The sequence below is a fragment of the Ruegeria sp. BE3 genome (assembly GCF_056538865.1).
Genome location: NZ_JBQFTW010000001.1, coordinates 212,352 through 228,126 on the forward strand (window position 1 = coordinate 212,352; position 15,775 = coordinate 228,126).

Annotated in this window: 16 protein-coding genes and 1 riboswitch; of the genes, 12 read left to right on the plus strand and 4 right to left on the minus strand. The window is 58.4% G+C overall.

Annotated features, from left to right (window positions below; translation table 11 throughout):
• Positions 1-3: 3 nt before the first annotated feature.
• Positions 4-1,233, minus strand: a complete 1,230-nt coding sequence (fabB, locus tag ACR0AZ_RS01025) for a beta-ketoacyl-ACP synthase I (protein ID WP_480666558.1) — start codon at positions 1,231-1,233, stop codon at positions 4-6.
• Between the two features lie 49 nt (positions 1,234-1,282).
• Positions 1,283-1,792: a bifunctional 3-hydroxydecanoyl-ACP dehydratase/trans-2-decenoyl-ACP isomerase gene (gene fabA, locus ACR0AZ_RS01030; RefSeq protein WP_093964585.1), complete on the minus strand. Its 510-nt coding sequence runs from the start codon at positions 1,790-1,792 to the stop codon at positions 1,283-1,285.
• Between the two features lie 189 nt (positions 1,793-1,981).
• On the opposite strand from fabA, the gene irrA reads away from it, so the two are divergent.
• The gene (gene irrA / locus ACR0AZ_RS01035) at positions 1,982-2,401 is read left to right on the plus strand and encodes an iron response transcriptional regulator IrrA (RefSeq protein ID WP_480469058.1); all 420 of its coding nucleotides are present in this window, start codon (positions 1,982-1,984) and stop codon (positions 2,399-2,401) included.
• Here the strand turns inward: irrA and ACR0AZ_RS01040 are convergent, their stop codons facing one another.
• Positions 2,402-3,298 carry a LysR family transcriptional regulator gene (locus tag ACR0AZ_RS01040; protein ID WP_480666559.1) on the minus strand — a complete coding sequence of 299 codons (897 nt, stop codon included), beginning with the start codon at positions 3,296-3,298 and terminating at the stop codon, positions 2,402-2,404.
• Between the two features lie 86 nt (positions 3,299-3,384).
• Between ACR0AZ_RS01040 and ACR0AZ_RS01045 the strand changes: the two genes are divergently transcribed.
• Positions 3,385-4,182, plus strand: coding sequence for a phytanoyl-CoA dioxygenase family protein (locus ACR0AZ_RS01045; RefSeq protein ID WP_480666560.1), 798 nt, complete (start codon positions 3,385-3,387; stop codon positions 4,180-4,182).
• Between the two features lie 74 nt (positions 4,183-4,256).
• Here the strand turns inward: ACR0AZ_RS01045 and ACR0AZ_RS01050 are convergent, their stop codons facing one another.
• Complete coding sequence (locus ACR0AZ_RS01050; RefSeq protein WP_480666561.1) at positions 4,257-5,120, minus strand: hypothetical protein; 864 nt, start codon at positions 5,118-5,120, stop codon at positions 4,257-4,259.
• A gap of 121 nt (positions 5,121-5,241) precedes the next feature.
• Between ACR0AZ_RS01050 and miaB the strand changes: the two genes are divergently transcribed.
• The 10 genes from miaB to cmk all read left to right on the plus strand — a co-directional run bounded on the left by miaB (position 5,242) and on the right by cmk (position 15,753).
• Positions 5,242-6,561, plus strand: coding sequence for a tRNA (N6-isopentenyl adenosine(37)-C2)-methylthiotransferase MiaB (gene miaB, locus ACR0AZ_RS01055; RefSeq protein WP_480666562.1), 1,320 nt, complete (start codon positions 5,242-5,244; stop codon positions 6,559-6,561).
• Positions 6,562-6,733: 172 nt separating this feature from the next.
• Entirely contained in the window at positions 6,734-7,489 is a 756-nt protein-coding gene (locus tag ACR0AZ_RS01060) for an outer membrane protein (protein WP_480561650.1), read from the plus strand.
• A gap of 147 nt (positions 7,490-7,636) precedes the next feature.
• Positions 7,637-8,659 (plus strand): PhoH family protein, encoded by a 1,023-nt coding sequence (locus ACR0AZ_RS01065; protein ID WP_480469064.1) that lies wholly within the window; start codon positions 7,637-7,639, stop codon positions 8,657-8,659.
• 39 nt (positions 8,660-8,698) lie between these two features.
• A complete protein-coding gene (gene ybeY, locus ACR0AZ_RS01070) occupies positions 8,699-9,193 on the plus strand; it encodes an rRNA maturation RNase YbeY (protein ID WP_480469065.1) in 495 nt (164 codons plus the stop codon).
• Positions 9,194-9,229: 36 nt separating this feature from the next.
• On the plus strand, positions 9,230-10,114 hold the full coding sequence (locus ACR0AZ_RS01075) for a hemolysin family protein (RefSeq protein ID WP_480469066.1): 885 nt from the start codon (positions 9,230-9,232) through the stop codon (positions 10,112-10,114).
• Positions 10,111-11,637: an apolipoprotein N-acyltransferase gene (gene lnt / locus ACR0AZ_RS01080; RefSeq protein WP_480666563.1), complete on the plus strand. Its 1,527-nt coding sequence runs from the start codon at positions 10,111-10,113 to the stop codon at positions 11,635-11,637. Before ACR0AZ_RS01075 ends, lnt begins: the two co-directional genes overlap by 4 nt.
• A 21-nt stretch (positions 11,638-11,658) precedes the next feature.
• A riboswitch (SAM-SAH riboswitch) is annotated at positions 11,659-11,707 on the plus strand.
• Between the two features lie 5 nt (positions 11,708-11,712).
• On the plus strand, positions 11,713-12,894 hold the full coding sequence (metK, locus tag ACR0AZ_RS01085) for a methionine adenosyltransferase (RefSeq protein WP_480469068.1): 1,182 nt from the start codon (positions 11,713-11,715) through the stop codon (positions 12,892-12,894).
• Positions 12,895-13,016: 122 nt separating this feature from the next.
• On the plus strand, positions 13,017-13,727 hold the full coding sequence (trmB, locus tag ACR0AZ_RS01090; RefSeq protein WP_480469069.1) for a tRNA (guanosine(46)-N7)-methyltransferase TrmB: 711 nt from the start codon (positions 13,017-13,019) through the stop codon (positions 13,725-13,727).
• 68 nt (positions 13,728-13,795) lie between these two features.
• Complete coding sequence (aroA, locus tag ACR0AZ_RS01095) at positions 13,796-15,142, plus strand: 3-phosphoshikimate 1-carboxyvinyltransferase (protein WP_480666564.1); 1,347 nt, start codon at positions 13,796-13,798, stop codon at positions 15,140-15,142.
• Positions 15,139-15,753 carry a (d)CMP kinase gene (gene cmk, locus ACR0AZ_RS01100; protein WP_480666565.1) on the plus strand — a complete coding sequence of 205 codons (615 nt, stop codon included), beginning with the start codon at positions 15,139-15,141 and terminating at the stop codon, positions 15,751-15,753. The genes aroA and cmk overlap by 4 nt, the downstream gene beginning before the upstream one ends.
• The last annotated feature ends 22 nt before the right edge of the window (positions 15,754-15,775 follow it).

A 15,775-nucleotide genomic window follows, 5' to 3' on the forward strand; every position in this document is an offset into this window, starting at 1 on the left:
TGTTCACCCGTTATACTTCGACAAGATCATGGATCCGTTGGTGCCACCAAAGCCGAAGCTGTTGGTCATCACACTATCCAAGCCTGCGTTTTCAACCAGTTGAGTTGCAATTTCACCGGGCACGATGCCTTCGGCAAGTGTGTCGACATTGATCGACGGTGTTATGAAATCATTGTCCAGCATCAGCAGGCAGAAGATCGTTTCAAGTGCTCCCGCCGCACCCTGTGCGTGGCCGGTCATAGACTTGGTCGATGAAATCGGTGGCACGTTGCCCTCGCCGAAGATGCGGCGAACGGCCTCAACCTCACCGACATCGCCAACCGGGGTCGAGGTGCCATGGGCGTTGATATAGCCGACCTTGCGGCCCTCGGGCAGGGTGGACAGCGCCAGACGCATCGCGCGCTCACCGCCTTCGCCGGACGGGGCCACCATGTCGTGACCATCTGAGGTCGCGGCATAACCGGTGACTTCGGCATAGATCTTTGCGCCGCGCGCCAGTGCGTGGTCCAGATCTTCAAGCACGACAATTCCGCCGCCGCCGGAGATCACGAATCCGTCGCGATTCTCGTCAAACGCACGCGAGGCTTTTTCTGGTGTGTCGTTGTACTTGGACGACATCGCGCCCATCGCGTCGAACAGGCAGGACAGGGTCCAATCCAGTTCTTCGCCACCACCAGCGAACATCACATCCTGCTTGCCCAGCATGATCTGTTCCGCCGCGTTGCCGATGCAATGCAGCGAGGTCGAGCAGGCCGAGGTGATCGAGTAGTTGATGCCTTTGATCTTGAACGCAGTCGCAAGATTCGCCGAAATGGTCGAGCACATGCATTTCGGAACCGCAAACGGGCCGATCCGCTTGGTCGCGCCGTTTTTCAGCACCGTTTGGTGCGCGGTCAGCATGGCGCTGGTTGACGGCCCTCCCGATCCGGCTACGAGGCCGGTGCGGGGATTGACCACCTGTTCTTCGGTCAGACCGGCATCGGCAATCGCCTGGCTCATCGCGATATGGGCATAGGCTGCACCGGGACCCATGAAGCGCAGCGTGCGTTTGTCCACATGCTCGGCTACGTCGATCTTGAGCGTACCGGCGATCTGGCTGCGAAAGCCATGTTCAACCATCTGCTCGCAGGCCTCGATCCCGGATTTGCCTGCTTTGAGTGAGGCCAAGACCTCTTCGGCATTGTTCCCGATGGAGGAGACGACCCCCAGACCGGTGACGACGACGCGACGCATAAGCGTACTCCTGTGTTCCTTGGTTCAGTTCCCTGTCCAACAGCTGGGGTCAGCTTTCGGACAATGCAACTTTCATGTCCTTGACCTGATAGATCACCTCGCCGTCGGCCTCGACCCGGCCATCGGCGACGCCCATGGTCAGGCGACGGGTTTGAACGGCTTTTGTAAAATCAACGTAGTAAGTCAGCATCTTGCGATCGGGCCGGACCATGCCGGTCAACTTGACCTCGCCCACACCCAGCGCATAGCCGCGTCCTTGCCAGCCACGCCAACCCAGGTTGAAACCCGTCAACTGCCACAGGCCGTCCAGACCCAGACAGCCGGGCATGATTGGGTTTCCCGGGAAATGGCAGTCAAAGAACCAAAGGTCCGGAGTGATATCGAACTCGGCCACCACATGACCCTTGCCATGCGCACCGCCATCACCCGAGATATCGGTAATCCGATCCATCATCAGCATCGGCGGAGCAGGCAGTTGAGCGTTGCCGGGGCCGAATAACTCGCCTCGGGCGCATTTCAGCAGATCGTCCTTGTCAAAACTGCTCGGGAATTGGGCCATTCTGCCGCCTCTCCTGCCAGGGGTCTGTTTTGTTACATCTGGCCTCGTCTAGCACCCGTACGCAAGGTCCTGCAAGAGCGGGACGCCATATCATGTTGTGCTTACGACATTCTTTGCGAATGAATTTCATTTGAAATTACGGTGCCAGCGCACTTATATATGGGGTAGCAAAACACAGGTATCGGATTGATGACACCTCAGAGCCGGGAAATCGCTACGAATTGGTTGGTTGGCGCAGGATTGCGACCGACACGTCAGAGGGTTGCTCTGGCGGAACTGCTCGTTGGCGATGGGCTGCATCGTCATGTGACCGCCGAAAGCCTGTTTGAGTCGGCCAAGAACAAGGGCGACGCAGTTTCGCTGGCCACGGTCTACAATACCCTGCGGGCCTTCTGCGAGGCAGGCGTTTTGCAAGAAATCACCGTGGATGGATCCAAGAGCTATTTCGACACCAACACGCATGATCACCCACATTTCTTCTGGGAAGATGAAAGCCGCCTGAGCGATGCGCCCTCGGACCAGTTGGTGATCCAGCAACTGCCCGAAGCCCCGGAAGGGGTTGAAATCGCTTCGGTCGATGTGGTGATCCGCCTGCGCAAAACACAGTAACTATCCAGTCTGCAGTCTTGCGGTGAGCGTCTGTTCAGCCGCTGCAATAATCGAGTCGGTTGGTCCGCTGCCATGACGGGCAAGGACGACGGCCTCACGCGCGCCGGGATCGCTGATCGGCAGGCTGATCAATGGCAACCGGTCATAGCTGTACGTGTTCGCAGGGTTCGCATAGCTGATCCCGACACCTTCGCCATGGGCCGACAAGCTGCGCAGAATCTCAAGCGATTCAGCTCGATGCGAAACCGTTGGGTTCAGGCTGAGTTGTTTGAACAATCCAAGGACATGTTGGGCAGAGAGCCCTTCTTTGGACAGAATCAGCGGATAGGTCTCAAGTTCTTCCAGTGTTGTCTGACGCGATTTCGCCAGAGGGTGGTCCGGACAAACCAATGCACATGGGCTGCTGTCGAACAGCTTTGAACGGGTAAATCCGGCGTCCATGCCCAAGTCATACGTCAATGCAAGATCGAACCGACCTTCGATCAAACCGGTGATCAGATCCTCAAAGCTCTCGACGCCATGGGTCACTTCGACCTCTGGCAAATTGTCCCGAAGTGTGTGAAGGGCCTGGGCCAGCAGAAATGGCGCCAGATCGATGAAACAACCCAGTCGCAGCCTGTTTGCGCCTGCAACGGGCTCTTTCGAAGCTTCCAGCAGGGCGGCACGATTCAGCAGAGCCTCGGCTTCTTCAATGAATTTTCTGCCCTGAGGTGTCAGTACCATTGCCGCCCCGCGTCTGCGTGAGAACAAAGGATAGCTAAGATGCGATTCGACACGGGTCAGGGCGTTGGACAAGGCGGGCTGCGATACATTGACCTGCTCCGCCGCCAAAGAGAGGCTGCCACACCGACCAATGGCGCAAATGTATTCGTATTGGCGTAGAGAAATATATAACATGAAGTTAATAGTTAGTTTGAAAGATATGATTTGAACAGTGGGCGCAATCATGTGCAGATCATGCTGAGCTGTTTATGGAGGCCGACATGCCGCACCGCCTTGTTTCCCAAGAGATGATCGACACCTATCAGTCCGATGGCGTCGTCCTGGTCAAAGGCCTTTTTGCCGATCACGTTGAAGTCTTGCGCGACGGGATAGCGGCCAATATGGCCGAGCCGGGACCCTATGCGTCGGAAAACAAGAAAGAGGGCGAGTCGGGCCGATTCTTTGACGATTATTGCAATTGGTCGCGCATTCCCCAGTTTCGCGACGTGATCCGAGCCTCACCTGCAGCTGAGGTTGCTGCAGACCTGATGCAGTCGAACAGGGTGCAGATGTTCCATGATCATGTGCTGGTGAAAGAGCCGGGCACCTCGATGGCCACACCGTGGCATCAGGACGGGCCGTATTACTTTGTCGAAGGCCAGCAGACGATCAGCTTCTGGTCACCGCTGGATCGGGTCACACATGCGACCTTGCGCTGCGTTGCGGGTTCGCATCGGTGGGAGAAAGAGGTGCTGCCGACCCGTTGGGTCAGCGAAGAGGGGTTCTTCCCCGACGAAGGCCAATACATCCCCGTTCCGGATCCGGACGCCGAGGGTATGCGGGTGGTTGAGTTCGAAATGGAACCCGGTGATGCGGTCGCATTCAACTATCGCACTCTGCATGGTGCGCGGGGGAACCAATCTGATAGTCGTCGGCGTGCGTTCTCTCTGCGGCTGGTGGGGGATGATGCGCGCTATGTCGAGCGCCCGGGTCGCACGTCGCCCCCGTTTCCCGGCCATGACATGGTGCCGGGGCAGCGCTTGCGCGAGGATTGGTTCCCGGTCTTGTTGCAACGGTGAAGCTAGGGGGCTCTGCCCCCGGCCGCGGCGGGCCGCGACTCCCCCGAGGTATTTTTAGCCAGATGAGGAACGGATCAGAACCATTGCCCCGGTTCAATCAGGCCCAGCTGTAACAATTGGGCCGATGTCCATTCGAAGGGCACCGAATGGGTCCAGCGAAAGTCGGAGATGCCGAAGGCGGAGCCCGCATTTGTCTTGAGTGCTTTGGCCGCGCGGAACGAACAGATCGCCGCTGTAAGGTTGTTGTGCCAGGGACAGGCATAGGTGTTGTATTCGGCCTCGTTGAACGTGTGATCCGGATGCAGTTTCAGATCGGGTTTAGTTCTGAACAGCCCGATCCGGTCGATGCGGCGGCGCGCATAGGGGATGTGGTCTTCGAACCTCCAGCGCAGGCCGCCGGACATATCGAGTTGCCGTTCAAGAGGTCTGCCTGCAGCGTCGTGGCGGGTGTGTGCGTAATATCCTGTGCTGTCGAGCATCGCCCGATCCGGGGCCACTCCGTTGGGAAACGCCGTCAGGTCATCGGCATAAAGATCAATCACGTGGGTCAGCATTGCCGAGCGCCGCTCTTCGGTATGGAAGGCCAGCAACTCTCCGATCGTTCGCGTCTCGCAGAACGGAAAGATCAGGTATTCGGCGTTGTAGCAGTAGAACATCCAGAGATCCGGTGCGGTCTGGATGATGCGGTTGATCGTGTCGAACACCACTGTGCGTGGCGCACAGGTCAGAGAAACGCGATGGATCTGATCCGTGAGTTCGTCGCTAAGCGGGAACGCATCGGGCATGAAAGCGATAACGGGATTGAAACCCAGTCTCAGATGATGCCGCAAGGTGCCATCCAGTTCGACGTCATCCTCTGCAAAGATCAGCGCGATGGGACCTTTGCCAAGTGCAGTTTGGCCGGTTTGCAGGAAGTGATCGAGGGATTCGTAGTGCATCGCCTGTCCGGGTTTCGCCTTGCTGGAAGTTCCCGTCAAATTCGGGTAATTGCGCCGGCATTGCAAGCGGCGTTCGTTGCGTATAGACGACGCCGATCCAGCGAACCCAGAGGCCCGATCCATGTCCGAACCGAAGAAGCTGTTTATCAAGACCTATGGCTGTCAGATGAACGTCTATGACAGTGAACGCATGGCCGAAGCGCTGGGCGGGCAGGGCTATGTCGAAACGAAATCCGCCGAAGATGCGGACATGATCCTGCTGAATACCTGCCATATCCGCGAGAAAGCGGCAGAAAAGGTGTATTCGGAACTGGGGCGCTTTAAAGGGCTGAAGGCCGACAAACCTGATCTGAAGATCGGTGTTGCTGGTTGCGTCGCGCAGGCCGAGGGCGAAGAGATCATGCGCCGCCAGCCGCTTGTCGATCTCGTGGTTGGCCCGCAAAGCTATCACCGTTTGCCCGAGATGGAAGCGAAGACCCGCGCGGGCGAAAAGGCACTGGAGACCGACTTTCCTGAAGAGGACAAGTTCGAGAAGCTCAAGAACCGGCCCAAGGCCAAACGTGGTCCCACGGCCTTTCTGACGGTTCAGGAAGGGTGCGATAAATTCTGTGCCTTCTGCGTGGTGCCCTACACCCGCGGGGCCGAGGTCAGCCGACCCGCCGATCGTATCATCCGCGAGGCGCAGGATCTGGTCGAACGGGGCGTGCGTGAAATCACTCTGCTGGGCCAGAACGTCAACGCCTATCACGGGGCAGGCCCGAATGGAGACATGACACTGGCCGCTCTGATCTGGGAGTTGAACAAGGTCGACGGGCTGGAGCGCATTCGCTTCACCACCTCGCATCCCAATGACATGAGCGATGATCTGATCGAGGCGCATGGAACCTGCGAGAAGTTGATGCCTTATCTGCACCTGCCCGTGCAGTCGGGATCGGACAAGATCCTTAAACGGATGAACCGCAGCCATACAGCCGAAAGTTACCTGCGTCTGATCGAACGTATCCGCGAGGCGCGCCCCGATATTCTGATGTCGGGCGACTTTATCGTCGGTTTCCCCGAAGAGACCGAAGAGGATTTTCAGGCGACGCTGGATTTGGTGGAAGCGGTTAAATACGGTTATGCCTATTCGTTCAAATATTCGACTCGGCCCGGTACACCTGCGGCAGAACGGCCACAGGTCGATGCTGAACTGGCCGACGACCGCCTGCAGCGCCTGCAGGCGATGATCACACGTCACCAACGCGAGATTCAGGACGCGATGGTAGGTCGTAGTGTCAGCGTTCTGTTTGAGAAGCCGGGACGCCAACCGGGCCAGATGGTTGGGAAATCCGAATATCTGCACGCGGTCCACGTCGCGAATGCAGATGTGGAAAGTGGCGATTTGCGTCGGGTAAGAATCACCGCTTCTGGCGCGAATTCACTGGCCGGAGAGCTGGTTTAGGCCGTCGTATCTGCGTCATAGGGGAAAAATTCAGTGGAATTTAACCCTTGATTTATTAATCGCAGTCATGTTCCGAGAAAGACCAGATTTCACAGGGATAGGACTCTGGGTGTTTTAATCTGCGCGGGTTGAATGAAACCCTGTCGCGGTGGAGGTATGAGTGGTGAGCCGGATGCGTTTCCCAAGATCAGGACCATTTCGGATTTTGATGTCGGTCGCCGTGATGTTCGGCTGTGCCGCGCCTTCGTTGGCGGGTGATGTGACTGGGGGCGTGGAAGAACCGGAAGTGGTTTCGGCAAACCGTTTTGCACGGGACGTCAGCGCGTTCTATTTGGGTGTGAGCGGTGGTCGCGCCTCGGGCGGCTCAGACGAATTCGGCCTGAGGGTCAATGGCGCAACCCTGTTTGGCCTCGGAGAGTTGAACCCCAGTGGAAATTTCGGCGGCTTCCGCGGCGGTTGGCGTGGTGTTCTGCCTGCCTGGGGTGGGCGAGATTACGTCTATGGTATCGAGCTTGGATACGACTACGGAACGCTGGATGACAGCACAACAACCACGATCGGAGGGGCGGTCGTCTCGGGCAGGTCGGCAATCTCGGATGTATTTTCGGTGCGGTTGAAAAACGGCCTGACCAATCGCAGCGGCAGTGTCTTATATTTTGCGACACTGGGGTACGTGCGGGGCGACATAACCACATCGACCTCTATATCCGATCCCGGCGGGTCATCGCGGTTTGAAGATGTCGACCGGCGTCAGGGGTTTTCGGCAAGTCTGGGCGCGGAGCACAAGCTGAACGAAAACTGGTCGATCACGGGTGAGATCGAATACCTTCAGTTCGATTCGAAAACCGTCGATCTTGGCCCGACGTTCTCCACCAAATCCACACCCAGCTATCGCGGTTTGCGATTTGGATTGAACTACACCTTCTGATCAGTCGGAAAGATCAGTTGCAGCGCCTGGGCTTGCAACACAAATCGACGGTTTTACCATCGGTCCTGCAAAAATTGAATCTGCGGCTTGCGTCTACCTCAGAATGTTGTCTACGCTCAGGTTGAAACGCCAAGACAGGAGAACGGATTGGCCATCGGTGCCCTGACCCCACCGCAAGATGACATGCCCCAGCGTGAGGCGCTTGTTGAATTTCCAGATAACAGATTACTGATCGATCTTTGTGGTGAATATGACCGCAACCTGACTGATATCGAGCAAAAGCTCTCGGTCCAGATCGTTCGGCGCGGCAATCAACTGGTCGTGCTTGGTGACGAAGATTCGCAAAAGCAGGCGATCGAAGTTTTGCAATCGCTCTATACGCGCCTCGAAGGCGGGCGCGATGTCGAAGCCGCAGATGTAGATCGCGAGCTGCGCATGGGTAACTCTGAGGCTGGAACTGGCACTCGGGATGGCGATCAGCTTGAGATGTTCAAGGGCGGCACCGTTGAGATCAAGACCCGCAAGAAACTGGTTGAGCCCCGCACCGACGCCCAGAAAGCCTATGTGCAGTCGCTGTTCAACAATGAGCTGGCCTTTGGCATTGGCCCAGCGGGAACCGGCAAGACCTATCTGGCCGTCGCTGTTGGTGTTTCGATGTTCATCGGCGGCCATGTGGACCGGATCATCCTCAGCCGACCGGCGGTCGAGGCGGGGGAAAAGCTGGGTTATCTGCCAGGCGACATGAAGGATAAGGTCGATCCTTATATGCAGCCGCTTTATGATGCGCTGAACGACTTCCTTCCGGGTAAGCAGCTGGCCAAACTGATCGAGGAAAAACGGATCGAGATTGCGCCGCTGGCCTTTATGCGCGGGCGCACGCTCGCGAATGCCTTTGTTGTCCTGGATGAGGCGCAGAATGCCACCACGATGCAGATGAAGATGTTCCTGACCCGTTTGGGTGAGGGCAGTCGGATGGTGATCACTGGCGACCGGTCTCAGGTTGATCTGCCGCGCGGGGTGCAGTCGGGTTTGGCGGATGCCGAGCGGCTGTTGAAGACGATTCCGAATATCAGCTTCAACTATTTCACTTCGAAGGATGTCGTGCGCCACCCGCTTGTCGCCGCCATCATCGAAGCGTATGAGGCCGACGCGGGCCGCGAAACCGGATAACCTTCGGGCCCAACGATGTTTGGGCCCGGGATCACTGGTATGAATCTGGAAATTACTCTCGAAGATGGGCGTTGGCTCGGTCTGGACGAGCTGGCGACGCGTGCAATCGTGGTCACCCTGGTTCATTGCGATTTGGATGCCGACCTGTGTGAGGTCAGCTTGTTGGGCTGTGACGATCAACGAATCTCGGAACTGAATGCTGAGTTTCGGGACAAGTCCAAGCCGACCAATGTACTCAGCTGGCCTGCGGAAGATCTGGCCGCCGACCGGGCCGGTGATACGCCGCCGCCGCCGCAACCGGATTTCACCGGTGAAATAGCGCTGGGCGACATAGCGATCTCATACGATACCTGCGCGCGCGAGGCTGCAGAAGCAGGTAAAGATATGGACAATCACGTCGTCCATTTGATCGTTCACGGAACATTGCATTTGCTGGGTTACGACCACATTCGTGACCTCGACGCCACTTTGATGGAGGCGGTCGAGGTCGAGATACTTGGCAAACTGGGTATAGATAACCCATATAATGTATGACAGGGGCAGCTTTGCCCGATCATTTGGAACAGGATAATGGGCGATACAGACGGCAGTTCTAGGGCGGCGCAGAGCGCGCAATCTCAGAACAGCAGCAATGATGGCGACGAAAAAGGCGGACTGTTGTCACGCATCTTCGACGCTTTTTCTTCACAGGGTGATGAGGCGGATCAGGCAAACGGTGCCGAGGTCAGCATCCAACAACCCAGAGGCATGATCAACCTGCGCAGGATGCGGGTGGAAGATGTTGCAATCCCGACCGCCGAGATTATCTCGGTCCCCTCGACAACCCCAAAGGATGAGTTGGCGCAGATATTCCGCGACAGCGGCTTGTCCCGAATCCCGGTCTATGAGGGAACGCTCGATACGCCACTGGGATTTGTTCATCTGAAGGATTTCGCACTGACGCACGGGTTCAACGGCAACTCGACCGAGTTCGATCTGAAGTCGATGCTCAGGACATTGCTGTTCGTGCCCCCATCGATGCCGATTGGTGTACTTCTGACCAAGATGCAAACCGAACGACGTCACATGGCGTTGGTCATTGATGAATATGGAGGGGTCGACGGTCTGCTGACCATCGAAGACCTGATCGAGCAGGTCGTAGGTGAGATCGCCGATGAACATGATGCTGATGAAGATCAGTTGTGGATCCAGGAAAAGCCGGGTTGCTACGTTGTTCAAGCCCGTGTCCCGCTCGAAGATTTCGAGGCCGAGATCGGTCGCTCTCTGACCAGCCACGAAGACGTGGATGAGGAGGAGATCGATACGCTGGGTGGTCTGGTCTTCATGCTTTCTGGCCGGGTGCCTACGCGCGGTGAAGTTGTTTGCCATCCCGAAGGCCCCGAGTTTGAAGTGCTTGACGCAGACCCGCGCCGTATCAAGCGTTTGCGGGTCATGCTGCCGGATAGTGCTGCATGAATGCTGCCCGCCGGTGGCCTATGTGGTTGCGGACTGCGTTGGCAGCCGTGCTTGGGGCTATCGGGGCCTTGGGTCTTGCCCCTTTGGGATACTGGTTGGCTACGCTTCTGGCTTTGCTGCTGATCGCACCGCTTTATCTGACCTGCGAGACACCCCGCCGTGCCGCCGCGCTGGGGTGGGCTTTTGCGACCGGGTATTTTGCCCATGCCCTCAGCTGGATTGTCGAGCCGTTTCAGGTTGATGCAGAACGACACGCCTGGATGGCGCCGTTTGCGCTGCTGTTGATGTCCGCCGGTCTCGCTCTGTTCTGGGGTGCGGCTTTCGGCGTTACAAAGCGGATCGGAGGACGACCCGTCGCGCAAGCCGCCATATTGGCCGTAGCACTATCCCTCGCCGAGTTTGGGCGTGGGTATTTGCTGACGGGGTTTCCGTGGGCGGGCATTGCCCAGATTTGGGTGGATACACCGGTTGCCCAACTGCTTTCGCTTATGGGGCCTTATGGCGTTGGTGCATTGACACTGCTGGCGACGCTTCTGTTGGGTGCTGCGCTGTTCAACGATCGCTCGCCGCGCGGGCTGATGATACCCGTCGTCATAATCACTGGATTTGTTGCAGTGACGATCGCTTATGCTTCGACGCGACCCTCTGTCGAACAATCCAGATATATTGTCCGATTGGTCCAGCCCAACGCGCCGCAGCATCAGAAGTGGGACCCGGCATACGCCCCGTTGTTCTTCGCGCGTCAGCTCGAATTTACGGTAGCGGAGCCCAGGCCTGATCTGATCGTCTGGCCTGAAACTTCAGTACCCGCCTGGCTGGGCAGCGCGCAGCCTCATCTGTCCGCCATTGCCGATGCCGCCCAGGGCACGCCGGTCTTTTTGGGTATCCAAAGGGCTGAAGGGCAGCGGACCTACAATTCGATGATCTACCTGGACGCCGAGGGTCAGCAGCAAGGGCTTTATGACAAGCACCATCTCGCTCCGTTTGGCGAATATGTCCCGTTCGGCAATCTGATGGCTCGCTTTGGCATACACGGGATGGCTGCAACTACGGGCAACGGGTTCAGTGCTGGACCGGGTGCTGCGTTGATGGAGGCTGGCCCTCTGGGCAAGGCGTTGCCGTTGATATGCTACGAGGCAGTGTTTACGCAGGATGTCTTGTCCGCACCGGGACGCGCTGATTTCTTGCTCCAGATCACCAATGACGCTTGGTTCGGGACGTGGTCCGGCCCCTATCAGCATCTGGCTCAGGCGCGGATGCGCGCGATAGAGCAGGGGCTGCCGATGATGCGCGCGGCCAATACCGGAATATCGGCCATGATTGACCCTTTGGGGAGGATCACCGCATCCCTACCTTTGGAGCAGGCGGGTTTCATTGATGCTGAATTGCCGCTGGCCCAGCGCGCCACCGTCTATTCCCGGATCGGAGACAATCCGATCCTCTTGGCACTACTGGTGCTGTTCGTGCTGCTCTGGCACCACAACCGTCGCGGCCGAAACCAATTACCGATTGACCCTGACTGATAGCACGCGTATTCGGTCGGTCGCCCGTCACAACGGCTTCCTGGCGTGACGGAGAAATCTTAATGGAGCACTTTCATGTCCCGACAGAACTACACTTTTACTTCGGAGTCTGTATCCGAAGGGCATCCGGACAAGGTCTGTGACCGTATCTCGGACGCCGTACTTGACGCGTTTCTGCGTGAAGAACCCGAAGCCCGCGTCGCGTGTGAGACCTTTGCCACGACCGACCGCGTGGTCATCGGTGGTGAGGTTGGCCTGTCGGATCAGGAAAAACTCCACGATTATATGGCGCATATTGATGACATCGCGCGCGCCTGCATCAAGGATATCGGATACGAGCAGGACAAGTTTCACTATGAAACCGTCGAGGTGACAAACCTGCTGCACGAACAATCCGCCCATATCGCGCAGGGCGTGGACGCGTCGGATAACAAGGACGAGGGCGCTGGCGATCAGGGCATCATGTTTGGCTATGCCACAACTGAAACGCCCGCATTGATGCCCGCGCCGATCCAGTATTCGCACGCGATCCTGCGCCGTTTGGCTGAGGTTCGTAAGAACGGTACCGAACCAGCGCTGGGCCCTGATGCCAAATCGCAGCTCTCGGTGGTCTATCGTGATGGCAAGCCGGTCGGCGTCAGCTCGATCGTGTTGTCGACACAGCATCTTGATGCTGCGCTGACCTCGGATGACATCCGCGCCATTGTTGAGCCCTATATCCGCGAAACCCTGCCCGAAGGCTGGCTGAGCAACGAAACCGAGTGGCACGTCAACCCTACGGGAAAATTCGTCATTGGTGGTCCTGATGGGGATGCTGGTCTGACCGGACGTAAGATTATCGTCGACACTTATGGCGGGGCAGCTCCGCACGGTGGTGGTGCGTTCTCGGGGAAAGATCCAACCAAGGTCGATCGCTCAGCCGCTTATGCCGCGCGCTATCTGGCCAAGAATGTCGTGGCCGCTGGCATGGCCGAACGCTGCACGATCCAGCTGAGCTATGCGATCGGCGTCTCCAAGCCGCTGTCGATCTATGCGGACACACATGGCACCGGTCAGATCGCTGACGCCGTGATCGAAAAGGCAGTGGGCCAGGTTATGGACCTGACACCGCGCGGGATTCGCGAACATCTGCAGTTGAACAAACCGATCTATCAGCGCACCGCAGCTTATGGCCATTTCGGCCGCGAGCCGGATGCTGACGGAGGCTTCAGCTGGGAACGCCCCGATCTGACTGCGGCGCTGAAGTCTGCTGTCTGATCGACTGCTATATCGCGCGCCCTGATAGGCGCGCTATGCATTCTCTTCGAAATTACAGCACGAGCGTGGAGGTTGCCCTCCACCTCTTGCCACATCGCGCGCACCGCAGTATGGCGACCGCCATGAGCACGCAGACCCCACAACGCCCGCGCAGAAACTTTTACGGTCGCTTCAAGGGCAAAACCCTGAAGCCCAGCCAAAAGACCTATCTGAACGAGGATCTTGCTGCGCTGTCCCCCGGTGCCGTCGATTGGGATAGCAATCCCGAACGAAACCCGCTGGATCTTGATGCGCTGTTTGGTGGCAAACCGGTCTGGCTTGAAGTCGGCTTTGGCGGCGGCGAGCATCTTATTCATCAGGCGCAAAGCAACCCCGATATCGGGATCATCGGGGCCGAGCCCTATATCAACGGCGTAGCCATGCTGCTTGGTAAGATCCGTCAGGCGGGTGTCGAAAACCTGGCCGTGCATCCTGGCGATGCGCGTGACCTGTTCGACGTGCTGCCTGAGGCCAGTATCTCGCGTGCGTTTCTACTCTATCCTGATCCCTGGCCCAAGAAGCGACATCACCGACGCCGTTTCGTAACCCCAGAACATCTCGAGCCTCTGGCGCGGGTCCTGAAGCCCGGCACGATCTTTCGCGTTGCAACCGATATTCCGGATTACGTCCGCCAGACCTTGGAAGAGGTGCCGCGCGCCGGGTTCGAATGGCTGGCCGAGCGCCCGGCGGATTGGCGTGAGCCGTGGGATGACTGGATTTCCACCCGCTATGAACAGAAAGCCCTGCGTGAAGGGCGCACGCCTCATTACCTGACCTTCCGCCGCAAAGGCTGATTGCTGCTGGACCATCGGCCCTCAATTCGCTAATCCGCCTTGAACTGATAGCGAAAACAGGAGCCCCCATGTCCGGACACGGCACGCCCATCCCGATGACGTCGCACCCCTGCGGCCCGCTGACCGGCACGGCAGAGGTGCCCGGGGACAAGTCGATCTCGCACCGGTCGCTGATCCTGGGCGCGATGGCTGTGGGTGAGACCCGGATTTCGGGCCTGCTAGAAGGTGAGGATGTTCTGGACACCGCCAAAGCCATGCGCGCCTTTGGGGCTGAAGTGACGGATCACGGCGGTGGTGAATGGACGGTGCACGGCGTGGGTGTCGGTGGGTTTGCCGAGCCGGATCAGGTCATTGATTGCGGCAACTCCGGCACCGGTGTGCGGTTGATCATGGGCGCGATGGCGACGTGCCCGATCACGGCAACGTTCACCGGCGATGCAAGCTTGAACAAACGCCCGATGGCGCGGGTCACCGAGCCGCTTTCGTTGTTTGGGACGCGGTCCGTTGGCCGATCTGGTGGGCGCTTGCCGATGACGATCATCGGCGCGGCGGATCCCACTCCGGTACGATATGAAGTCCCAGTTCCATCGGCGCAGGTGAAATCGGCTGTGTTGCTGGCTGGTCTTAATGCGCCCGGCAAGACTGTGGTGATTGAGAAAGAGGCGACCCGCGATCACTCGGAACGCATGCTGGCCGGGTTTGGTGCTGAGATCACTGTCGAAGACACGGAGGAAGGGCGCGTTATCACTCTAACAGGCCGGCCAGAGCTGAAACCCCAGGTCATCGCCGTGCCGCGCGATCCGTCCAGTGCGGCCTTTCCAGTTTGCGCCGCGCTGATCACACCGGGCTCGGATGTGCTGGTTCCCGGCATCGGTCTGAACCCGACGCGCGCGGGCCTGTTCACCACGTTGCGCGAAATGGGTGCCGACCTGACCTATGAAAACGAGCGGGAAGAGGGTGGCGAACCTGTTGCCGACCTACGGGCGAAATACTCTCCGAACATGAATGGGATCGAGGTGCCAGCGGAACGTGCGGCCTCGATGATCGACGAATATCCGGTGTTGTCTGTCGTTGCCGCGAATGCCACCGGAACCACCATGATGGGTGGCGTCAAAGAGCTGCGCGTGAAGGAAAGCGACCGGATCGACGCCATGGCCAAAGGTCTGCGCGCCAATGGTGTAACCGTGGAAGAGGGCGAAGACTGGTGGTCGGTCGAAGGCCTGGGCATCGGCAACGTTCCCGGCGGCGGCACCTGCGAAAGCTTTCTGGATCACCGCATCGCCATGTCCTTCATGGTGATGGGCATGGGCGCCAAAGCTCCGGTTTCGGTAGATGATGGCGGCCCCATCGCGACCTCTTTCCCGATCTTCGAGCCATTGATGGCTGCGCTGGGGGCCAGGGTCGAACGCACATGAGCTTTACCGTCGCAATCGACGGCCCGGCAGCGGCGGGGAAGGGGACCATCTCGAAAGGTGTGGCCGCGCATTTCGGTTTCGCACATCTGGATACGGGTCTTTTGTACCGTGCTGTCGGTCGGCGCACTCTCGAAGGTACAGACCCGGTCGAAGCAGCGCAGGCCCTGACGGCGGAAGAACTTGGGCGGGGTGATCTGCGCACCGCCGAGATCGCGCAGGCTGCGTCCAAAGTGGCTGTGATACCCGAGGTCCGCGCCGCTTTGGTGGACTTCCAACGCAGCTTTGCACGTCGCGCCGGAGGCGCTGTGCTGGATGGGCGCGATATCGGCACGGTGATTTGCCCCGAAGCCGAGGTGAAGCTGTTCGTTACCGCCAGCGCCGAAGTTCGGGCCGAGCGCCGGTATCGTGAGCTCAGCGCCAAGGGATCGGATGTGAAGCCAGAGCAAGTTCTGGCCGATGTGCGCGAACGCGATGCGCGGGATGCCGAGCGCAGCACTGCGCCGATGAAACCAGCCGAAGATGCCATTCTACTGGATACTTCTGAGCTGAGCATTGACGAAGCGTTGGCGCAGGCCATCTCGCTCATCGCAGAAAAAATGCCCGCGGCGTAGCTTCGCCACGGGCACCAACAAG